The sequence below is a fragment of the Providencia sp. PROV024 genome (assembly GCF_032709665.1).
Taxonomy (GTDB): domain Bacteria; phylum Pseudomonadota; class Gammaproteobacteria; order Enterobacterales; family Enterobacteriaceae; genus Providencia; species Providencia huashanensis.
In genome coordinates, this window is the sequence record NZ_CP120545.1 from 3102732 (window position 1) to 3126116 (window position 23385).

At 41.7% G+C, this 23385-nt stretch carries 19 protein-coding genes and 1 other RNA gene; 6 read left to right on the top strand and 14 right to left on the bottom strand.

Annotation, left to right across the window (positions count from 1 at the left end):
* Positions 1–43: 43 nt before the first annotated feature.
* Positions 44–934 (top strand): hypothetical protein, encoded by an 891-nt coding sequence (locus P3L56_RS14445; protein WP_233102462.1) that lies wholly within the window; start codon positions 44–46, stop codon positions 932–934.
* 115 nt (positions 935–1049) lie between these two features.
* Here P3L56_RS14445 and gcvP read toward each other — a convergent pair whose 3' ends face one another.
* The 7 genes from gcvP to P3L56_RS14480 form a co-directional block, all read right to left on the bottom strand.
* Positions 1050–3926 carry an aminomethyl-transferring glycine dehydrogenase gene (gene gcvP / locus P3L56_RS14450; protein ID WP_042845048.1) on the bottom strand — a complete coding sequence of 959 codons (2877 nt, stop codon included), beginning with the start codon at positions 3924–3926 and terminating at the stop codon, positions 1050–1052.
* Positions 3927–4478: 552 nt separating this feature from the next.
* Positions 4479–4871, bottom strand: coding sequence for a glycine cleavage system protein GcvH (gcvH, locus tag P3L56_RS14455; RefSeq protein ID WP_042845049.1), 393 nt, complete (start codon positions 4869–4871; stop codon positions 4479–4481).
* A gap of 45 nt (positions 4872–4916) precedes the next feature.
* Entirely contained in the window at positions 4917–6011 is a 1095-nt protein-coding gene (gene gcvT, locus P3L56_RS14460; RefSeq protein ID WP_042845051.1) for a glycine cleavage system aminomethyltransferase GcvT, read from the bottom strand.
* 544 nt (positions 6012–6555) lie between these two features.
* Positions 6556–7785, bottom strand: a complete 1230-nt coding sequence (gene ubiI, locus P3L56_RS14465) for an FAD-dependent 2-octaprenylphenol hydroxylase (protein ID WP_198860830.1) — start codon at positions 7783–7785, stop codon at positions 6556–6558.
* A 27-nt stretch (positions 7786–7812) separates the two neighbouring features.
* Positions 7813–8991 carry a 2-octaprenyl-6-methoxyphenyl hydroxylase gene (gene ubiH, locus P3L56_RS14470; protein ID WP_042845054.1) on the bottom strand — a complete coding sequence of 393 codons (1179 nt, stop codon included), beginning with the start codon at positions 8989–8991 and terminating at the stop codon, positions 7813–7815.
* A 32-nt stretch (positions 8992–9023) separates the two neighbouring features.
* On the bottom strand, positions 9024–10346 hold the full coding sequence (pepP, locus tag P3L56_RS14475; RefSeq protein WP_042845055.1) for a Xaa-Pro aminopeptidase: 1323 nt from the start codon (positions 10344–10346) through the stop codon (positions 9024–9026).
* Positions 10347–10504: 158 nt separating this feature from the next.
* Positions 10505–11083, bottom strand: a complete 579-nt coding sequence (locus P3L56_RS14480) for a YecA family protein (protein ID WP_042845057.1) — start codon at positions 11081–11083, stop codon at positions 10505–10507.
* Positions 11084–11222: 139 nt separating this feature from the next.
* Here P3L56_RS14480 and zapA point away from each other — a divergent pair, with 139 nt between their 5' ends.
* The 3 genes from zapA to P3L56_RS14495 all read left to right on the top strand — a co-directional run bounded on the left by zapA (position 11223) and on the right by P3L56_RS14495 (position 12584).
* Positions 11223–11552 carry a cell division protein ZapA gene (gene zapA / locus P3L56_RS14485; protein WP_042845059.1) on the top strand — a complete coding sequence of 110 codons (330 nt, stop codon included), beginning with the start codon at positions 11223–11225 and terminating at the stop codon, positions 11550–11552.
* 110 nt (positions 11553–11662) lie between these two features.
* A non-coding RNA gene (ssrS, locus tag P3L56_RS14490) (6S RNA) lies at positions 11663–11844 on the top strand.
* A 149-nt stretch (positions 11845–11993) separates the two neighbouring features.
* Positions 11994–12584 (top strand): 5-formyltetrahydrofolate cyclo-ligase, encoded by a 591-nt coding sequence (locus P3L56_RS14495; protein ID WP_042845060.1) that lies wholly within the window; start codon positions 11994–11996, stop codon positions 12582–12584.
* 46 nt (positions 12585–12630) lie between these two features.
* Here P3L56_RS14495 and serA read toward each other — a convergent pair whose 3' ends face one another.
* Both serA and rpiA read right to left on the bottom strand, forming a co-directional pair.
* Complete coding sequence (gene serA / locus P3L56_RS14500) at positions 12631–13881, bottom strand: phosphoglycerate dehydrogenase (RefSeq protein WP_042845062.1); 1251 nt, start codon at positions 13879–13881, stop codon at positions 12631–12633.
* A 471-nt stretch (positions 13882–14352) separates the two neighbouring features.
* Complete coding sequence (rpiA, locus tag P3L56_RS14505; RefSeq protein WP_042845064.1) at positions 14353–15015, bottom strand: ribose-5-phosphate isomerase RpiA; 663 nt, start codon at positions 15013–15015, stop codon at positions 14353–14355.
* Between the two features lie 317 nt (positions 15016–15332).
* Between rpiA and P3L56_RS14510 the strand changes: the two genes are divergently transcribed.
* Positions 15333–16247: a LysR family transcriptional regulator ArgP gene (locus P3L56_RS14510; protein WP_042845066.1), complete on the top strand. Its 915-nt coding sequence runs from the start codon at positions 15333–15335 to the stop codon at positions 16245–16247.
* On the opposite strand, the gene P3L56_RS14515 is transcribed toward P3L56_RS14510, so the two are convergent.
* From P3L56_RS14515 to P3L56_RS14530, 4 genes are all read right to left on the bottom strand, one after another.
* Positions 16244–16978, bottom strand: coding sequence for an oxidative stress defense protein (locus P3L56_RS14515; RefSeq protein ID WP_042845068.1), 735 nt, complete (start codon positions 16976–16978; stop codon positions 16244–16246). The two genes, P3L56_RS14510 and P3L56_RS14515, sit on opposite strands and share 4 nt — an antisense overlap.
* A 157-nt stretch (positions 16979–17135) precedes the next feature.
* Entirely contained in the window at positions 17136–17756 is a 621-nt protein-coding gene (argO, locus tag P3L56_RS14520; protein WP_042845070.1) for an arginine exporter ArgO, read from the bottom strand.
* Positions 17757–17968: 212 nt separating this feature from the next.
* On the bottom strand, positions 17969–18841 hold the full coding sequence (gene mscS / locus P3L56_RS14525) for a small-conductance mechanosensitive channel MscS (protein ID WP_048607929.1): 873 nt from the start codon (positions 18839–18841) through the stop codon (positions 17969–17971).
* A gap of 137 nt (positions 18842–18978) precedes the next feature.
* Positions 18979–19350 (bottom strand): YacL family protein, encoded by a 372-nt coding sequence (locus P3L56_RS14530; protein ID WP_042845072.1) that lies wholly within the window; start codon positions 19348–19350, stop codon positions 18979–18981.
* 192 nt (positions 19351–19542) lie between these two features.
* Between P3L56_RS14530 and P3L56_RS14535 the strand changes: the two genes are divergently transcribed.
* On the top strand, positions 19543–19920 hold the full coding sequence (locus P3L56_RS14535) for a VOC family protein (RefSeq protein WP_042845074.1): 378 nt from the start codon (positions 19543–19545) through the stop codon (positions 19918–19920).
* A gap of 71 nt (positions 19921–19991) precedes the next feature.
* On the opposite strand, the gene acnB is transcribed toward P3L56_RS14535, so the two are convergent.
* Entirely contained in the window at positions 19992–22589 is a 2598-nt protein-coding gene (gene acnB, locus P3L56_RS14540) for a bifunctional aconitate hydratase 2/2-methylisocitrate dehydratase (RefSeq protein WP_042845076.1), read from the bottom strand.
* Positions 22590–23385 lie beyond the last annotated feature (796 nt).

Genomic DNA, 23385 nt, shown 5'->3' on the forward strand with positions numbered 1-23385 from the left:
CATTCACGTGATGTATTGATTGTCAATTAGGTGACATATGCCAATGAATAAAATTAGCTCATCCCCTTATCTATTGTTACTTGATGTCCATTCTCCAGCCATTATTCAGTTTAATAAATCAACCTATCAAATTACATGCCTAATAGAACAATTAGGTGGAACACCAGATGGTATCGCCGTCGACCCAACGAATAAATTAATTTATTGGAGTAATATGGGAGAGGATTATGACGCTGATGATGGTTCAATTAACGTAATGAACTTCGATGGCAGTGGGCGAAAAATGTTGTTAGGTCATGGAGATGTCAGAACACCAAAACAGCTACAACTCGATTTAATCAATCAAAGGCTATATTGGTGTGATCGCGAAGGGGGAAAAGTTACTTCTTGCCATGTCGATGGCTCAAACTTGCAAACTCATGTGGCAAGGCCCAGAAATAAGCAAGACCAAGTTGATATTTTAGACCAGTGTGTCGGTATTTCTTTAGATATTCCCAACAATTGGGTTTATTGGACACAAAAAGGGACGCCAAAAGGTAATCTTGGTCGTATTTTCAGAGCACCACTAAAACCACACATTCAGCAACCCCCCGAGAACCGAACTGATATTGAACTATTACTTGATCGCCTACCTGAGCCTATTGACCTATTACTTGATGAAGAAGCCTGTCTTTTATATTGGACGGATAGAGGTGCCGAACCGGATGGTAATAGTTTAAATTGTGCAAATGTGACGGCGCATGGCGTCAATAATCACAAAGTTATCAGCCGTGGTTTCAAAGAAGCTATCGGTCTCACTTATGATAAACCTGCTCAATTAATGTATGTCGCAGACCTAAATGGTGGGGTTTATCGCGTAACAATACCGACCGGTGACGTTGAGAAAGTTTATCAAGGTAAAAACTATACGGGGATCACCCAGTATTCACCTTAATTTATCATGTGAATATATTAAAGAAAAAGGCCTGACTCAGTCTAATATTGAGTTCAAGCCTTATAACTAATTTATTGATAGTGCTCAACATGATATGAGCACTTTAAATTATATCTTACATATACTCTTCAATCGGAACACACGAGCAATGTAAATGACGGTCGCCATACACATCATCAAGACGTTTAACCGCTGGCCAATATTTATTAGCTTTGGTTTGCGCCGTCGGGAACACAGCCAATTCACGGCTATAACTGTGAGGCCATTCTTGCGTTAGCTCGGTTTGGACATGAGGAGAATTCACCAGAGGGTTATCCTCAAGCGTCCACTGCCCTTCAACCACTTGGTCAATCTCATCCCGTATTGCTAACATCGCCTCAATAAAACGGTCGATTTCAGTGATACATTCCGATTCCGTTGGTTCTATCATCAACGTGCCAGCCACAGGGAAAGACATGGTTGGGGCATGAAAACCATAGTCAATCAACCGTTTAGCTATATCAAGCTCACTGATGCCGGTATCCTTTTTAATTGGGCGTAAATCAACGATACATTCATGAGCAACGTAACCATCTTGCCCTGTATATAAAATGTCATAGCGGCTGGAAAGGCGTTTAGCAATATAGTTCGCATTCAAAATAGCCACTTGGCTCGCTTTGCGTAAGCCATAAGAGCCCATCATTCGGATATACATCCAGCTAATAGGCAAAATAGAAGCGCTACCAAATGGAGCAGCAGAAACTGCACCTTGGTCTGTGACCATTTCTTGTTCAACTACTGAATGCCCTGGTACAAACGGAGCTAAATGTTTTTTCACCCCAATTGGACCCATACCTGGACCGCCACCACCATGAGGAATACAGAATGTTTTATGTAAATTTAAGTGAGACACATCCGCGCCAATAAAGCCCGGTGTCGTTAACCCAACCTGAGCATTCATATTTGCTCCATCAAGGTAAACTTGCCCACCATATTGATGAATAATTTCACAGACTTCGCGAATACTTTCTTCATAAACCCCATGTGTAGATGGATAAGTCACCATGACACAAGAAAGTACATCACTATATTGCTGCGCTTTATCGCGTAAATCGTCTAAGTCGATATTCCCTTCATCATCACAACGTACAACCACGACTTCCATACCCGCCATATGGGCAGACGCTGGATTGGTTCCATGAGCGGAAGCTGGGATCAAACAAATATTCCGCCCCCCATCATTACGGCTTTCATGATAACGGCGGATAGCGAGCAGCCCTGCATATTCCCCTTGTGCACCTGAGTTAGGTTGCATACAAACCGCATCGTAACCCGTTAATTGCACCAACCAATGAGAAAGCTGTTCAATCATTTGATGATAGCCTTGTGCTTGATCCACAGGGCAGAATGGATGTAGCTCCCCAAATTCTGGCCATGTAATCGGGATCATCTCCGCGGCTGCATTAAGCTTCATCGTACACGACCCCAGCGGGATCATCGCTTGGTTCAACGCTAAATCTTTACGCTCAAGGCTATGCATATAACGCATCATTTCTGTTTCGCTGTGATAGCGATGAAAATTCGGATGAACTAAGATTTCATCTGCCCGTTGCATAGATTTTGGAATGGCGTGTTCTTGATTTGCAACAGATTGGTCTAATTTTTCAAAATCCAATTTAGTGTCAATACCCGTGATCACCGTAAACAGCTCATTTAAGTCCTGGCGAGTGGTGACTTCACTAAAGGTGACCCCCACGGCTCCACGAATATCCGTCCGTAAATTGATGTTTGCTTTTTCTGCTCGGGCTAATACTGCGGTTTTATCTTCCACTTCAACTGCTAAAGTATCAAACCAAGTTTTATGGCGTGATGAGAACCCCGCTTCGGCTAAAGCTTTAGCAAAGATTGATGTGAAGCGATGAATACGCCCAGCAATCATTTTTAAACCTTCAGGACCATGATAAACCGCATACATAGCCGCAATATTGGCTAACAAAACTTGTGAGGTACAAATATTTGAATTCGCTTTTTCACGACGAATATGCTGCTCACGGGTTTGCATCGCCATACGCAATGCTGTATTCCCCGCGGCATCGCGTGACACACCGATAATACGCCCCGGCATTGCACGTTTAAACTCATCACGGCAAGCAAAGAAAGCTGCATGTGGACCGCCATAGCCCATAGGTACACCAAAACGCTGCGCTGAGCCAAATACGATATCGGCCCCTTGTTTACCCGGTGCAGCTAATAACACTAATGCCATCATGTCTGCAGCAACACAGCTAACGATTTGGCGCTGTTTTAACGTTGCGAATAGTTCACTGTAATCATGGATATTACCGGTTGTGCCCACTTGTTGTAACAAGGCCCCAAACACCCCTTCATGTTCAAGAACTTTTTCTGCACTATCAACAATCACTTCAAAACCAAAGGTACCGGCTCGTGTTTTTACAACGTCAAGGGTTTGCGGGTGAATATCATCAGCAACGAAGAAACGTTCAGCATTCTTTAACTTACTAATTCGTTTTGCCATCGCCATGGCTTCAGCCGCCGCAGTCGCTTCATCTAATAATGAGGCTGATGCTAAGTCTAATCCGGTAAGGTCAATCGTTAACTGCTGGAAATTAAGTAATGATTCTAAGCGGCCTTGTGAAACTTCAGGTTGATATGGCGTGTAAGCTGTGTACCAACCGGGGTTTTCCAATAAGTTACGCAAAATAACAGGGGGAAGCACCGCGGGTGCATAACCCATCCCAATATAACTTTTAAAGCGTTTATTCAGTGATGCGATAGCTTTCAATTCAGCTAAAGCTTCCTGTTCAGTTGCCCCACCACCTACTCTTGGTGGCTCTGAAAGTAAAATTGCTTTAGGAACAATTTTGTCCATCAAAGCATCTAATGAGGTTGCACCCACAGTATCTAACATGGTTTTTATTTGTTGTTCTGATGAACCAATGTGGCGTGAAATAAATTCTGAACGGTTTTCTAATTGACTCAGTGACATCGACATATCTGTGTTCCCATCCTTTGTCTGCTATGCATAAGTTGTAGGGCGGTTATTACGGAACTTGCGAGGTAACGACTTGTTGCTTGCTAATTATATTTTTCAACTCTCTAAATAGTTCATCTTGTGGCTAGGCGGCAAGCGGAGACAATCTTGGGGAGCATACACTAGTATGTGACCCGAGTTGTCAAGTGCAGCCAACACCCACAAAACAAACGTATTAATAAACCCTATAAATAATTCATCTTATAACTCATACTGAAAGTATTTATTCTAAATAGTTTGCGTTGTGGCTAGGCGGCAAGCGGAGACAATCTTGGGGAGCATACACTAGTATGTGACCCGAGTTGTCGAGTGCAGTCAACACCCACAAAACAAACGTATTAATAAACCCTATAAATAATTCATCTTATAACTCATACTGAAAGTATTTATTCTAAATAGTTTGCGTTGTGGCTAGGCGGCAAGCGGAGACAATCTTGGGGAGCATACACTAGTATGTGACCCGAGTTGTCGAGTGCAGCCAACACCGCCACAACACAAAATATGACGAATAAATTATTCTTCGACTTCAATCATTGAGATATAACCCGCCGCATCAATTAAGTCCGCCAGCTCAGAGGTATCCGACGCTTTAATTCGGAAAATCCAACCTTCTTGATAAGGCTGTTCATTTACTAGTTCAGGTGAATCATTCAGGTCGCTATTAACTGCAACAATTTCACCGCTCAAAGGTGCGTAGATATCAGATGCCGCTTTTACGGATTCCACAACAGCACAGTCATCACCTGCGCTAACCACGCTACCAACCTCAGGTAAATCAACAAACACCATATCACCCAGAGTTTCTTGCGCATGCTCAGTAATACCAACGGTATACTCACCGTTACCTTCATCACGCAGCCACTCATGTTCACGGGTATACAATAATTCTTTAGGTGTATTGCTCATTATTTGCCTCTCAATTTTAAAATTTGTTTATCGGGTTACCCCAAATTACACTAAGCAGTTACCTTCGCGGACAAAGCCCGGTTTAACCACTTCAACTGGCATTTCTCGATGTCGAATTTCAACAATCGCTTTGTCTTGAATTCCGTTAGGGACACGCGCCAACGCAATACTAAATCCGAGAGTTGGAGAGAAAGAACCACTCGTGATTACCCCCTCTTGTAATTTACCCAATTCATCAGTAAAGCGGACCACTTGCCCTGCTCGCAGTATACCTTTTTCACGCATCACAATACCGACGAGTTTTTCAGTTCCTTGTTCGCGTAATTGTTCTAATGCCTCACGCCCAATAAATTGGCGATCTTCCGGTTTCCAAGCAACCGTCCACCCCATATTCGCGGCTAGAGGGGAAATACTTTCATCCATATCTTGACCGTAGAGATTCATACCTGCTTCTAAACGCAATGTATCACGTGCGCCAAGGCCAGCAGGATGGACACCCGCTTTTAATAACTTATGCCAAAAACCAACAACTTGATTTTTCGGCATCGCAATTTCATAACCTTTTTCACCGGTATACCCTGTCGTGGCGATAAATAAATCCCCTGTTTGGACACCATAGAAAGGTTTCATGCCAGCAATGGCTTTATTTTGCTCATCACTGAGCAAGGAGTGTACTTTTTGCTGAGCTTGAGGGCCTTGAACTGCCAATAAGGCTAAATCATCCCGTACACGAATTTCGACAGCATAACCCGCTGCGTGCTGCTCAATCCATGCGATGTCTTTATCCCTTGTCCCAGAGTTAACCACCAAACGATAGAAACCCTCTTCCAAATAATAAACAATCAGGTCATCAATAACCCCACCGGATGCATTTAACATACCCGTGTACAAGGCTTTACCTTTCTCTGTAAGTTTATTGATATCGTTAGCGAGTAGATAACGAAGAAAGTCACGACAACCTTCACCATGTAAATCGACAATAGTCATATGGGAAACATCAAACATCCCTGCATCGGTTCTGACGAAATTATGTTCATTGATTTGAGAACCATAATGCAACGGCATCATCCAGCCATGAAAATCCACCATCTTTGCGCCGCAGGCTATATGCTCTTCATATAGTGTTGTTTGCTTTACCATGAATACCCTCTTTACATTATTTATATGACAGGGTGATTGCGTGGTTAAGAATACCTATTATCGATTAATCAATTGGCATTACTAACCTGACGCAAACGATAACATTTTTAAAAACCTACCATTGTTCGCGGCTAGATTCTATAAAAAAAAATAGGGCTACTGCTCCACTGTATTACTGATTACATCCTACTTTTACCAGTGCTTTTTGTTAAATAATTGAGAATGATCACTCAAAATGCTTACAATCAAGGCAGAATAGATTAAAAAGCAACCAGATTATATTCTTTATGAATAAAATTGGAGAGCAAAACCCAACGAGCAAAATAAGTAAAACTAATGCGAAATGTAGCTGCAATTAGTTTTTTTCAGTCATACTGTGAAAATAATACTGCGCCCAAATAGCAAATTAAACGAAAGACCATGGCAGGATTAGGGATTAAACAATACGAGTTATTTCTGGCAACAGAATATGTATTAACAGACTTGGAATTTAATATGACAAGATAAAGGTATAACTGGTGCTATACCTTTACTGAACAAGAAATTAGAGCGACTCTTCTAATGATAGTTTTTCCAACCATTTAGGCATATCAGATAACCCCATAGCATGGTTCAATAACTGGGGTTTAACACCCGGCAAACTATCAGCCAAAACTAAACCAATATCACGCAGCAGTTTCTTCGCAGGGTTATTCCCCTCAAATAGCTCTCGGAAACCTTGCATCCCCGCTAGCATCAATGCAGCACTGTGTTTTCGACTACGCTCATAATCACGCAAGTAGAGATATTGGCCAAAGTCTTTACCCTCCCGATGTAAGCGTTTAATTTCACCAATTAACATCGCCACATCCATAAAACCAAGGTTAACGCCTTGACCAGCCAATGGGTGGATAGTATGTGCCGCATCACCTAATAAAGCTAAGCGTTGAGCGGCAAATTGCCTAGCATAACGCCCTATTAATGGTATTGTTAGCCTGTCACTTCCTAATTGGCAAAGACCAAGACGTAAATCAAACGCCACTGCGAGCTCTTTATCAAAACTTGCCTTATCTAACGTTTGTCGCCTTGCAGCCTCCGTTGCCCCTTGTGACCAAACAATAGAGCAAAGGTGTGGGTCACTTAAGGGTAAAAACGCTAAAATGCCTTCACCATTAAAAGCTTGCCTTGCGATCCCCTCATGGGGCTTTTCGGTTCTGATAGTTGCAACAAGCGCAGTATGCTCGTAATCCCAAAAAGTCAGCGGGATATCAGCATGGCTACGTAACCATGAGTTTGCCCCATCAGCCCCAACTATTAGCCTTGCCGTCAGCATGTTTTCATCTTCTAATGTGATAAAAACATCATTTTCCCCCCAAGCCACTTTTTTTATCGCTGCAGGCGCTAATAACGTTACATCCCTTAGTTGAGACGCTTTATGCCATAAAGCATCTCGCACCACATTATTCTCAACAATATGACCTAAATGGGTCAAATTTTGTTCGTTAGCAGAAAATGTAATACGGCCAAAGCTGTCGTTATCCCAGACTTCCATACCACCGTAAGCTGAGGCTCGCATTTCTTTAATAGCTGACCAAACACCTAAGTGAGTAAGTAATTTCTCACTCGCTGCATTAATTGCCGACACTCTTAATGCGTAAGGTTCTGCCGCTGAAAATGTGCATTTAGGGGGGGTATTTTCAACCACAGCGATACGTAGGCCACTGCCTTCTAAACCACAAGCCAGCGCAAGTCCAGCCATACCCCCGCCAGCGATAACCACATCAAATGATTGCATGTTATTAATTTCCTCTCTATTTCGTGGTTATTGGTGTGTAACCCAACCCAATGTTTGGCGCGCCAAAACATCGCGAGCGGGTGGCAACATTTCCATTGCCATTAAGCCTAAATTACGGCCAACAATCAGTGGTAAGCAACGGTTAGCAAATATGCGTACTAACCCATCGGTCATTGTGACGGTTTTGTCCCTATCGAGAGCCCGTATTTGTTGGTACTGACTTAACAACGAATAGCTGCCGATATCTTGATTATCAGCATGTGCATTCACCACCGTTTGAGCTAATTGCATAACATCACGGAGCCCTAAGTTAAAGCCTTGCCCTGCAATAGGGTGTAATGTTTGTGCTGCATTACCAACCAGTACCACTCGGTGGCTGACCGGTGTCAGTGCCTTGCGTAATACTAATGGGTAGCAATGACGCTTACCGGCCATCACAACCTCACCTAAACGCCAACCAAATGCTTGTTGTAGCCTGTGAATGAATGTTGCATCATCCCATGCATTAATGGCATCAGCTTGTTCTTGATGGTGGCACCAAACCAAAGAGCTACGCCCTTGTGACATAGGTAATAGTGCAAGGGGGCCAAATTCAGTAAAGCGTTCAAAGGCTTGGCCTTTTGGGTCAACCGCCGTTTTCACATTAGCGATGATGGCTACTTGCCCATAATCATCTTGTTGCCATTGTATGTTACATGCTTTACCAATCGCAGAATGGCTACCATCAGCGGCAACCAATAATTGACCAGTTACTGTATCACCATTGTCCAAAGTCACGCTAACAGAGCCTTGTTCACGATGAACACTTTCGACTTTGGCGGGGCAGTATAATGTCACCCCCGGCGCTTTACGCAGAAGGGAGAATAAACGTGTTCCAGCCTCATGTAACTCAATCACATTACCCAATGCGGCAATATGATAATCTTTTGCGGCAATATTGACAAAACCCGCATGCCCTCTATCAGAAACATGAACGTGATTAATCGGTGTCACACAATCTGAGAATGCAGGCCACACCCCTATTTTTGATAAATACTGGCAAGTACCATGTGCTAATGCAATGGCTCTAGCATCAAACCCAGGGTGTTTGCCTTCCGGTAAAGCGGCCTCGATGAGTGAAACCGATAACTTTCCTTGGCTAAGGGAAGAAATAGCGAGTGCTAACGTCGCGCCCGCCATTCCGCCCCCCACGATAATCACATTCATGCGTTATTTCTTACCTTTATTAATAACTCTTTTTAAACCAAACGCTGTTTTGCTTGCAACATTAAAGCTTCTATTTCATCTGGGTCTTTCACGACCAGATCTGTCAGATTTTCGTTGCCCTCTGCAGTGATCACAATATCGTCTTCAATACGTATGCCGATACCACGGTATTGAGGAGGCACATCAGCATCTGGTGCAATATATAAACCAGGCTCGACGGTTAATACCATCCCAGGCTCAAGTATACGGTCTCTATCGGTCCCATAAAAACCGACATCATGCACATCTAGCCCTAACCAATGACTTAAACCATGCATAAAGAAAGCTTGATATGCTTTGTTTTCGATCAATTGATCGACATCGCCTTGTAAAATACCTAAGGCCACTAAGCCTTCGGTTTTGATACGCACAATCTGGCGAGTAACCTCATGCATACTCGTTCCCGGGCGATACAATTCTAATGCGGTATTTAGAGCTTTCAGCACGATATCGTAGACTTCGCGCTGAGCTTGGCTAAATTTACCATTAACAGGAAATGTACGCGTAATATCCCCCGCATATCCCTCAAACTCTGCCCCTGCATCAATTAATACCAGCTCACCATCCTTCATTTGGCATTCATTTTCGGTGTAATGCAAAATACACGCGTTTTCACCGCTTCCAACAATAGAATTATAAGAAGGGAAACGTGCACCATGACGGGTAAATTCGTGCTCTAACTCACCGCATAACTGGTATTCATACATATTTGGCCGACAAGTTTCCATTGCTCGGATATGTGCAAGGGCTGAAATCCGCCCTGCCTCGCGCATCGTATTAATTTCTGCTTCCGATTTAAATAAACGCATTTCATGCACAATCGGACGCCAATCCACCATAGTTTCTGGCGCACGCAGATTACGACGGCTTCCCTTACGTAAAACATCTAGTGCATCAAAAACGAGTTTATCTGCGTAAGCAAATTCACCTTGAGCATGGTAAACCACATCTAATCCGTTGAGTAACTGATACAACTGCTCTTCAACTTCGTTAAATGGTAAGGCTTTATCAATGCCTAGCTTTTCAGGAGCGGCCTCTTGACCAAGACGACGCCCAAACCAAATTTCAGCTGTTAAATCGCGGACCCGATTAAAAAGAACAGTATGACTATGTTTTTCATCACTTTTAATTAAGACTAATATAGCTTCAGGCTCGCTAAAACCGGTCAGATAAAGGAAATCACTGTGCTGACGATAAGGGTATTCACAATCCGCATTGCGCTGTGCAGGCGGGGCAGAAAAAATAATTGCTGCACTACCTGACTGCATTTTTGCCAATAATGCGTTACGACGAGAAATAAATTCCTGTTTATTCATACCGTTTTTGCCTTATTATCTGAATTATGATGTTGCTAATATTATGCTAGCGAACAATACGCGCTGGCAACAATGACTCAAAGCTGGATAAACCAGCTCTAAGTTCCCCTATTTTAGTGATAAAACAGAGCTCATGTGTAAAACTGACGCGATTAGAATTAATGAAGGATAGGCTTATTATTCTCAACCGCTGTTGGGCCTTTATTTGGCTCAACTAATGCGATATAACATAGCTGTACCGCAACCCTGACGTACTCAACCACTTCTTCTAGCGCTTGCTCAAGCTCTTCTTGGTCTTCGTCTTCGTCATACCCAAGCATTCCGATATTACGTAAATCTGTAATAACTTCTGCAATCTCTTTTTTATCCGCCAGTTTGGGTTGAGCCACCCCAACGCCTAATAAAAAGTGATTAACCCAACCCGCTAATGCGTCTGCATGGTCAAAAATAGAGGCGTCTTCATCAGGGAATAGCATAGTAAATGCAAATTCACTGTCATCTAGCGACTCAAAAGTGGTGTCAAATAAATCACGTAGTGGCTGTGAAATTGTTTGAGGAAATGCTAAACCATCGTTAGCAAGGTCATGGACTAATGTTTGCCAGCTATGATCACGGCTACCACCACAAATTAACCCCGTTATTAGACCATGGATTTCAGCTGCGGTAAGTGCTATTGAGTGCTGTTGTAACAGTTTGTCCAGTGTTTCATAGTTTGGTAAAGATTTTTGTATAGACATCTGAATTCGTCATGTTAGCTTATGATTCGTGATATGCTACCATCAAGGATAGCCGCTAGACCAGTATGCTTTTGTCTTATCTATTAATTGCGCCAAATATGTTGTATTTATGGCGAACATTATTCAGTATGGAGGTAACATGTCCGCACAACCTGTCGACATTCAAATTTTTGGGCGCTCACTGCGAGTCAACTGCCCTGCAGAACAAAAGGAAGCCCTTCTTGAGTCGGCTAAAGAATTAGAACAGCGCTTGCAGAACCTAAAAGATAGAAGCGGTGTCACCAATATGGAACAACTTATTTTTATCGTAGCATTGAACGTCTGTCACGAATTAGCACAAGAAAAGACAAAAACGCGTGATTATGCTTATAATATGGAAGAAAAGATAAAAATGTTGCAACATACTATTGAACAAGCGTTGCATGATCAGGTAAAAATTACTGAGAGGCAAGTATTGCCCCTAGAGTAAATTCGCTTATTAATCAGACACTAGTAGAAAAAAATATCCAAAATTAAGGTTGCATTTTAAATCTAGTTTTGTACAATGAAATCACTGGGTAACGAAAGTACTCAAACCAAATTTCTCTGAGATGCGCGTGAGTGGGCGAGTCCCCTGAGCCGATATTTCTACCAAACAGAATGTGGTTATTGCGCTGGTGAGCATGCCTGATTCGTTCAGGAAGCCTAAAGGTTGCTAAACTGCGTTCACCTTGAACCAAGGGTTCAAGGGTTACAGCCTACAACGGCATCTTGGAGACCCTCTACTGTATTCCTATTTACCTTTAATAACACACACCAATAATACAACGTCGTATTGATTCAGACGATTTACTTTTCTACAATAATTTTCGCCTTGCGATATACTCTAAATAGTTAATTATTTCCTATTGCTGATAGAGTAGGTTTTCATATGCAAGATGCCCTTTCCACACAACGCCAGCAAGTACGCCAATCCATCCGTCAGGCTCGCCGTCAATTAACCACGAAACAACAACAGTTAGCCGCTCAACTGGTCATGAAGAATGCCTTGCAGCACCCAAAGATTAACTCAGCGAAATGCATTGCTCTATTTCTCTCGTTTGATGGTGAAATTGATACTAGGCCATTAATTAGTGCACTGTGGGAACAAGGCAAACAGGTTTACCTTCCTGTTTTACACCCTTTCAGCCGCCATCATTTACTTTTTCTTCGCTATCACGCAAAAACACAGTTAGTCAAAAACCGCTTTAATATTGATGAACCTCCACTCAATGTACAAGATGTACTCCCTATAGAAAAACTGGATATCATGTTCATTCCCCTTGTGGCTTTTGATAGCCAAGGGCAGCGATTAGGAATGGGGGGTGGGTTTTATGATAGGACATTAGCTCATTGGCAACAAACCGGTTTTTACCCCATCGGCTTAGCCCATGATTGCCAGCAGGTCGAGGCACTTCCCGTAGCGCACTGGGATATTCCGTTACCTGAAATTATTACGCCACAAAAAATATGGCGCTGGTAATTAATACCTGCGCCATCATCATCAAGTAAAAGCAACCAATGCTAATTTAGAACAGCAAACGTGCTCGGATAGTGCCTGGCAGTGCTTTTAGCTTAGCTAAGGCATCATCTGTTTGACTTGGGCTCTGCGTTAACACATCGATCACCACATAACCAACATTACCAGCTGTACGTAAATACTGCCCAACTACGTTGATATTATTCTCCGTAAATACTTGGTTAATGCTATTAAGAATACCTGGGCGGTTTTCATGAATATGCAAGAAACGGTTAGTATCCTCGGTATGTACTGGCAGTGAAACCTCAGGGAAGTTAACAGCAGATAACGTTGAACCATTGTCTGAGTATTTTGCTAATTTACTTGCAACTTCTAACCCGATGTTTTCCTGAGCCTCTTCAGTCGAGCCACCAATGTGCGGTGTTAAAATCACATTGTCGAATTTAATTAATTCAGAGATAAACGGGTCGTTCGGGTCATTATTCGCCGCTGGCTCTGTTGGGAATACGTCAACGGCGGCACCTGATAAATGCTTGCTTTCCAGCGCAGCTGCCAATGCTGGGATATCCACCACTGTACCTCGAGAAGCATTAATAAAAATAGAACCCGGCTTCATACGGTCAAACTGCTCTTTAGCAAACATATTTTTGGTGCTTGCTGTTTCAGGTACATGTAAGCTCACGACATCACTCATATTAAGCAGTTCAGTTAAAGAACGGACCTGAGTTGCATTACCTAATGGCAATTTGTTTTCTATATCATAGAAGAAAACATTCATACCGATCCCTTCAGCTAAGATCCCCAACTGAGTACCAATATGACCATATCCAACAATCCCTAAACGCTTACCACGAGCTTCAAAGCAGCCTTTAGCTTGTTTTTCCCATATCCCACGGTGTGCTTGCATATTCGCTTCGGGAATACGGCGTAATAACAGTAATAGTTGACCTAACACCATTTCTGCAACGGAACGAGTATTGGAAAATGGCGCATTAAATACTGGAATACCGCGTTTTGCCGCAGCATCTAAATCAACTTGGTTAGTCCCGATACAAAAACAGCCGACTGCAACTAATTTCTCTGCTGCCGCAAAAACCTCTTCAGTAAGGTGAGTACGGGAACGGATACCAACAAAACGTGCATCTTTAATCGCTTTTTTTAATTCTTCGTCGGATAACGCGCTTTTGTGGTATTCAATATTGGTGTAACCTGCTGCTTTTAGGTTTTCAACCGCACTTTGATGCACACCTTCTAGCAGTAAAAATTTTATTTTGTCTTTTTGCAAAGATACCTTGACCATTTCCCCTACCCTATCGTGAACGTACTAATAATTTATAACCGATGAATTTGCATGTTTGCTTCGCATTCTTCAAAGCACCTGTAAAAATCGACATCCACCCACCTTGAAGTATGCAGCTATACCAACATAACAAAAAACGGCGCAGTATCAATACAACCGTTTGCTTTATGGATACTAAAAATAGCAAAGAAAAAGAAGTTAAACGGTAGAAAATCAGGAGCAGTAACACAAAATAAGTTTTTTTCCTGCACAATGCGCATTAGTGTGAGATATATCACCAAAATAACGGGGTATTAAAAAAAATGAAATAAATTTCAAATCATCGATATTTATAAAACTGGTTAATTAATTTAGTGCTATCTCAGAAATAACACCCGCTCAATTCTCAATCAAACATAAAAAAAGCCAGTAAATATGACATCTACTGACTTATTTTAAGACGCTGAATTTATCTATTTGTTATAACATAAATTATAACTTAATAGTTTTAACCCCTTCATCAGAGGTTCCCATTAATACGACATCTGCACCACGGTTAGCAAATAGCCCAACAGTCACCACGCCAGCAATACCATTGATAGTATTTTCTAATGCAACAGGGTCTACAATGCTTAAATTATGGACATCTAAAATCACATTTCCGTTATCAGTTACGACATTTTGACGATATTCAGGGGTCCCCCCCAATTTCACCAACTCACGTGCCACATAGCTACGAGCCATAGGGATCACTTCAACGGGTAATGGGAACTTACCTAAAACATCAACTAATTTGGATTGGTCAACAATACAGACAAATGTTTTTGCAATAGCTGAAACAATTTTTTCTCTTGTTAAGGCTGCCCCGCCACCTTTAATCATATTCATATGATGGTCGACTTCATCAGCGCCATCGACATAAACATCTAATGAATCAACTTCATTACAGTCAAATACAGTGATCCCCAGTGATTTTAGCTTTTGGGTTGATGCTTCTGAACTGGATACCGCCCCTTCTATTTGCCCCTTCATCGTTGCCAAAGCATCAATGAAATGAGAAGCTGTTGAACCCGTTCCAACACCAACAATAGTACCCGGTTTAACGTAATCGAGTGCTGCCCAACCTACCGCTTTTTTTAATTCGTCCTGAGTCATGATCATGCCTTTTGCTAATTAATTGAGTCGTGATTAAGGTTATGAATAGCTAGTATATACCGGACACTGGCTAAGTTGCAGTATTGTTCTTTACATTTATGCCGTTGTTTTTGGGATTTATCTAGCAACAATAATATTTTCAAGTGTTATCACTAAAAATATGGCATAGTGATTTAAGGTTACTGCTCTTTGTTAATAACCCTAGCTGAGCTTTTACACTGAGTTGGAAATTCGCCTTGTGTGTTTTCCCCATCTATTTTTATGGAACAGCAAAGGTCAATAGCCTCGAATAGAATAACAATAAGGAGATCTTTTCGATGAAGCGCCCTGATTATCGCGCGTTACAAGCACTGGATGCCGTCATTCGTGAACGCGGCTTTGAGCGTGCGGCTCAGAAACTTTGCATCACACAATCTGCTGTTTCACAACGTATCAAGCAGCTAGAGAACCTGTTTGGGCAACCTTTACTTGTCCGCACTGTTCCGCCTCATCCAACAGAACAAGGGCAAAAACTGCTAGCGCTACTTCATCAAGTAGAACTATTAGAGGAACAATGGCTTGGCGATGAAAATGGGGGCTCAACACCACTTCTTCTGTCCCTTGCCGTTAACGCAGACAGCTTAGCAACTTGGTTGCTACCCGCGTTAAACCCAGTACTGGGTAATAGCCCTATTCGGCTAAATATACAAGTTGAAGACGAAACTCGAACTCAGGAAAGGTTAAGGCGTGGTGAAGTCGTGGGTGCTATCAGTATTCAACCCCAAGCATTACCCGGCTGCTTAGTTGATAAACTCGGTGCTCTCGACTACATTTTTGTCGCTTCCCCTGACTTTGCCGCTAAATATTTCCCTGATGGTGTAACTCGTTCTTCATTACTTAAAGCCCCCGCGGTTGCATTTGACCATTTAGATGATATGCACCAAGCCTTTGTGCAACAAAATTTTGGGCTATCACCGGGGAGTGTTCCTTGCCATATCGTGAATTCATCCGAAGCCTTTGTCCAACTGGCGAAACAAGGCTCAACTTGCTGCATGATCCCTCATTTGCAAATAGCAGATGAGCTGAAAAATGGTGAATTGGTTGATTTAACGCCGGGGTTATGCCAAAGGCGCATGCTGTATTGGCACCGATTCGCACCTGAAAGCCGTACAATGAAGAGAGTAACCGACGCCCTATTGAAAACAGGGCGCCAAATGTTAAAACAAGAAGATGATATAGCCTCTGAAAATTAACGTTTCAACTCAAACACCACATCCACTTGGTCATTAAAATCAATACTCTGTTGTTCATAGGTCTCATCAACTTTGAGGTCTTGAGCAACAGAGGCTTTCATTGCCCCACCGTAATTTCTTGCAGCGATTGGATATGGCACCGCAGCTGGCGCATTATAGTTAATGCTATACACTGGGCCTAACTGAACATTAAAACCTTTCGCTAAGATATTGGCTTGTTCTGTCGCATTTTTAATCGCTTGAGACCGTGCTTCATCACGGTACTGTTGCGGGTTAGCAACACCAAACTGTACTGAGTTTATTTCATTAAGACCAGCTGCTAAAGCGCCATCTAATAAAGTATTCAGTTGATCAAGTTTTTTAACCTTAACTTCCACTGAGCGTGTTGCAGTATAACCTTCAATCGTCGATTTTTGCTTCACACTACTGTAATCGTATTTTGGCTGAGTACGCACATTAGCAGCATTAATATCTTGTTTTTCAATGCCATTTTTCTTCAAAAATTCAAAATACTCAGCGACTCGTTTATCAACACCCGCTTTAGCCGCAGCCGCATCTTTTGCTGTTACCTCGACCAAAATATTCAGTGTTGCCATATCAGGGGCTGCTTTTACGATTGCGTTCCCTGATGTCGTAATATGTGGGCCATTCGGTAGTGGATCGGCGAATGAGAAGCCCGGAACCGCAGCACCAGCTACCATAGTAGCAAAAACTAAAGACTTTAATTTCACAGAACCTCCCAATGATATTATTTATCGCTAAAAAAAGGATAGTTCATAACAAACTATCCCTCAATACAACTTAACAATATCACACTAAATAAAAAACGTAGTTCAGAATAATAAGAAACTGAAAGGCGTTTTCAATCTGTTGATGTAATATTGTCTTTTAAAACCCTTTTAAGCCTTGCAATGCTAACTGAACAGCAATAAACCACATAACACTACCAACAAATACGTTGATCAAGCGTTGTGAACGAGGTTTATTAAGTACAGGTGAAAACCATGCAGCTAATATAGCTAAAGCAAAAAACCATACAAAGGATGCCGTCAGTGCACCTGCGGTAAACCAAGGCCGTAGCTGGCTTTCTAGTTGGCCACCTACGCTACCTAACACAACAAAAGTATCTAAGTACACGTGTGGGTTTAACCATGTCACGGCAAACAAAGTTACAATTACTTTCCACCGAGTAATCACTCGGTTTTCAACTTGAAGAATTGTCTCATCTGGGCTCATTGCAATACGGAATGCACCATAGCCATACCACAAAAGAAACAATACCCCAGCCCAAGTTATCAATTGCATTAATATTTCTGACTGACTCAGTAATGCACTACCACCAAAAACACCAGCACTAATTAAAACGGCATCACTTAAAGAGCATAACAATGCACTCATTAAATGAAACTGCTTACGACTTCCCTGCTGTAAAACAAATGCATTTTGTGGCCCTAATGGCAATATCATTGCTGCACCCAATAATATCCCCTGAAAATAAATCGTAATCATGCATAAATTCCAAATAGTTATTCAATTTATATGCGGGATATTAGCGAGAAACAATTATTAGCGGAAATGATTTACTCTAATGGGTCATAAGTCAGACTTATGGCATTTAACTTAATTAAGCTAGATTTTCTGTCATAAATGCCAATGCCATATTGGTATATTAAAAACAAAAATGGAGCCAAATTGGCTCCATTTTTAAATATTAATGCAAATTACTCTGCTGATACTTTATTCGTTGCTGTATCTTGTTTGTATAAATGGACATCCATTTGTGGGAATGGAATACCAATTTGGTGCTTATCTAAGGCACGCTTGAATTCTTCTAGCAGATCCCAATACACTGGCCATGCATCCCCATTTGTCGTCCAAAAACGCACTACGTAATTTAATGAAGATGGCGCCATATCATGTAAACGTATCGTGACCCCTTTGCTGTGCTGAATACGTTCATCAGCCGCAACAATATCACCTAATACTTTTTTCACGGTATCAATATCAGAGTCATAAGCCACCCCGACAATGATATCTTGACGACGGTTAGGTTCACGTGAGGTGTTAATTATGTTATCAGCAATTATTTTGCCATTTGGAATAACAATAATGCGGTCATCAACTGTTTTTAGTGTGGTTGAGAATATTTGCACATTTTGCACCGTGCCTTCAACCGCACCTATAGTGACATACTCCCCCGCTTTTAATGGCCTAAATATTACCAGTAATACACCAGCAGCAAAGTTACCGAGTGAATTTTGTAATGCCAAACCAACCGCTAAACCTGCCGCCCCCATTACCGCAATAACGGAAGCTGTCTGTACACCTATTTTGCCTAATACCGCGATTAAGGTAAACGCAACAATCGTATAGCGAACTATTGCAGATAAAAAATCACTCACTGTAGCGTCAATGCCTTTCATCGTCATTACGCGATGCAAACCGCGCCCGACTGCTTTTGCTACCATCATACCGACTATGAGGATAACAATAGCTGACACGATGTTCACCACATACTGAACTAACAGATCTTGGTTTGCCACAAACCAATTCGTTGCATTATTCAACGCCCCTGTAACATCATCAGTATTCATATATATATGCCCTTTTGGATCTCATTATCAATATCAACCCTAGCCATTTAAGTTTCTAATAAAAAGTTTAATAGCTAGCTATACCCTGAAAATAATAGCGATAATTTATAGAAATACAAAACAAATCACTAAAAAAATTATTTTTTCCCATTTTCAATAACAAAAACACGGTAATCTTTTAACATTAAAAGAAAGTCATCGATACCGCAAAATGCAATACTTTCATTATCGTAATAACTCATTCCCTCTTCTAGGCCATCTGTTTCAAAGAATAATTGATTAGCTCGGATCATCACCTCTTCATCATCAAGTAACAGTGTATATTCATGACCAATAAGCTCCCACTGCTTTTCACTGCCTTTGACTTTTTTATAATTATCTTCGATAGCATCTAACAGACTAAGGTTATTTTTAACCTCTTCATTAAGCCAATATCCAATAGCCTCATGATCCATCGAGAATTTAGCGGAGATAGCTCCGGTGATATCTTGGAAAAATTGGTAGTCCATATGCAATACCTCTACTCTTTGCGTCATTATGACCAGTATAACGTGAGACAATCACGTTTGTTGAGAGGTATTACCTGCTCGCTGAAAGAAAATTCGATAAAACACCAATTTCAACACTATAATTTTTATATTCACTTAATATTAAATGACTAAAAAATGATAATAACCTCTGTTTAGATTATAGGAGTTCCAATGATCAACCGCTTAGACCATTTAGTCCTAACAACCACTCACCTTGATGCCTGTCTTGATTTCTACCAGCGTGTATTAAAGATGTCAGTGATGACCTTTGGTGAACAACGCTATGCCCTGCAATTCGGTCAGCAAAAAATAAATATTCATCAATATGGAAAGGAATTTGAGCCGAAAGCACATTTACCCGTTCCCGGCGCATTAGACCTGTGTTTTATTAGCGATATCCCCCTTGAACAGGTACAGGCACACATCGAACAACAAGGTGTAAAAATTGTAGAAGGGCCAGTGAAACGTACTGGTGCAGTGGGGCCAATTATGTCAATTTATTTACGCGACCCTGACTTAAACCTAATTGAAATTTCACAATACATTTAACTCAATATTCTGCAATAGAGACAAAAAAGGCCCCTAAATTAGGAGCCTTTACGGTTAATATAAAAAGTGGTTTAAACCGCTGTTTGGAAAATCACGCCATCCGCTTTTTCGGTATATTGTGATAATTGGTCAAAGTTCAAGTAACGGTATGTATCCGCTGCTGTTTCGTCGACTTTATCCATAAATTGCTGGTACTCTGCAGGCGTTGGTAAACGGCCTAACAATGAAGCAACTGCAGCAAGCTCAGCTGATGCAAGATACACATTCGCCCCTGTTCCTAAACGGTTAGGGAAGTTACGGGTTGATGTCGAAACAACCGTTGCCCCATCCGCCACACGCGCTTGGTTACCCATACACAGTGAACAGCCTGGAACTTCTATCCTTGCACCACTCTTACCAAACACACTGTAATAACCTTCTTCGGTTAATTGTGCTGCATCCATCTTAGTGGGTGGAGCAACCCATAAGCGGGTTGGTAACTGGCCTTTGTGAGAATCCAGTAATTTACCTGCTGCACGGAAGTGACCGATGTTTGTCATACAAGAACCGATAAACACTTCATCAATTTTCTCGTTTTGGACATCAGACAGTAAACGTGCATCATCAGGGTCATTTGGTGCACACAAAATTGGCTCTTTAATATCGTTTAAGTCAATTTCAATCACTGCTGCATATTCTGCATCTGCATCGCCTTCGAGCAGTTGCGGATCAGCTAACCAACTTTCCATACCTTTAATACGACGTTCGATAGTGCGGCGGTCGCCATAACCTTCAGCGATCATCCATTTCAATAAAACGATATTCGATTGTAAGTATTCAGTGATTGGTGCTTTATCTAATTTAATAGTACAACCTGCGGCTGAACGTTCTGCTGAAGCATCAGCTAATTCAAACGCTTGTTCAACTTTCAGTTCTGGCAAACCTTCGATTTCTAAAATACGACCTGAGAAAATATTTTTCTTACCTTTTTTCTCAACAGTCAGAAGGCCGTCTTTAATCGCATACAAAGGGATGGCATGAACAAGGTCACGTAATGTGATACCTGGTTGCATTTCACCTTTGAAACGAACTAAAACAGACTCAGGCATATCCAGAGGCATTACCCCTGTTGCCGCTGCGAACGCAACTAGCCCTGACCCTGCTGGGAATGAAATACCAATAGGGAAACGCGTATGTGAGTCACCACCTGTACCGACGGTATCAGGCAAGAGCATACGGTTTAACCAAGAGTGGATAATACCGTCGCCCGGGCGCAGAGAAACACCACCACGGTTCATGATGAAATCCGGTAATGTATGGTGTGTAGTAACGTCAACAGGTTTTGGATACGCCGCAGTGTGACAGAATGACTGCATCACTAAGTCAGCAGAAAAACCAAGGCAAGCTAAGTCTTTTAGCTCATCACGTGTCATTGGGCCTGTTGTATCCTGTGAACCTACTGACGTCATTTTTGGCTCACAATACTCACCTGGGCGGATACCCGGGCGACCACAAGCACGACCAACCATTTTCTGTGCCAATGAGAAACCACGGTTGCTTTGAGCTACAGATTTCGCATGACGGAATACATCAGTTGCTTCTAAACCTAATGATTCGCGAGCCTTGTTAGTTAAACCACGGCCAATAATCAATGGAATACGGCCACCGGCACGGACTTCATCAATTAAAACATCCGTTTTTAATTCAAATGTTTCAAGCAGCTCACCTGTTTCATGGTTGCGTACTTCACCTTTAAATGGATAGATATCAATAACATCACCCATATTTAGTTTAGACACATCCACTTCAATCGGTAACGCACCAGCATCTTCCATCGTATTGAAGAAGATTGGGGCAATTTTGCCGCCTAATACTACCCCACCACCACGTTTATTTGGCACAAATGGGATATCATCACCCATAAACCACAGCACGGAGTTAGTGGCTGATTTACGAGAAGAACCGGTACCGACTACGTCACCCACGTAAGCTAATGGGAAGCCTTTCTTATTTAGCGCGTCGATTTGCTTGATTGGGCCAACATTGCCCGCATCGTCTGGTTCAATACCATCGCGCGCATTTTTCAGCATGGCTAAAGCGTGTAGAGGGATATCAGGACGTGACCATGCATCCGGAGCTGGAGATAAGTCATCAGTATTCGTTTCGCCAGTGACTTTAAAAACAGTCACGGTCATTTTTTCTGCTAATGCAGGGCGCTGTTTGAACCACTCAGCATCAGCCCATGATTCAATAACTTGTTTCGCATGCGCATTTCCAGCTTTCGCTTTTTCTTCTACGTCGTAGAAGTTATCAAACATTAATAATGTATGGGAAAGGGCTTTCGCTGCGATAGGCGCTAATTTAGCATCATCAAGAGCTTCAATTAGTGCATGGATGTTATATCCGCCCTGCATGGTACCTAGTAATTCAATGGCTTTTTCAGGGGAGATAAGAGAAGAGGAAGTTTCGCCTTTAGCAATTGCGGCTAAAAATCCAGCTTTTACGTACGCTGCTTCATCAACACCAGGGGGGACGCGGTTGGTTAGCAGGTCTAACAAGAAATCTTCTTCACCTTTGGGTGGGTTTTTTAGTAACTCTACCAGTGCAGCTACTTGTGACGCATCTAATGGCTTAGGGACAATCCCTTGAGCGGCACGCTCGGCTACGTGCTTACGGTATTCTTCTAGCACGACGTTCTCCTCGCTTCTTTGTTATTTATATACCCGGCTGTCTGCACCTTACTGATAAAAATATCATCCGGTGCCAGGTCAGAGGAATTTGCTCGCATAATCTCAATGGCGGTAAAATTATGTCCAGCTTCGGGCTCTCAGCATAGCAGAATTTAAACGCAATGTTAATTCATTCACAAGAAAGTAACATTTATCTACTAACTTCATGCCTTAACACTTAATTACGGGTTATTTTTTAGCTTAAGAGATTATAAATCTTTATAAAAAGCTGAAAAAACCATACTTTTTATAATGCATTTCGCTGATTAAAGCACCCTCTTTTATGGCTTTTTCCTTTGGGTATCACAAATTATATTTATTATCGTAATTTTATTTACATTACTAATTGATAAGGTAAATCATTACGATTGGTTTTAATCTATTTAAAGGATTTTATTGATTTTATTAACCTTTTATTCCAAGTAAATTTCCGAAGCGGTCAATAAACTGGCACATGTGGTTGTTATCATCGATTAACATTGGCCCTCGATATAATTTTGCTCCTAACTGAGTGAAATGTTCACAGGCCAAATTAAAATTATCGACTTGCCAATAAAGCACAGTGCCTTTACTGCTTAATTTCTACTTCTGATGCTCCATTAAAAACCTTTGCGTTACCTTTATTTGGCATTTCAATTAAAGTCCTATTTCCTATTTGAATGCCATTTTTATGTACAAGGATATTTTTGTGGGTCAATTAAAAATTTCCAGCCGAGCGGTTTTTCAATCTCCGCAATGTTTTTTCTGAAGGTAATTA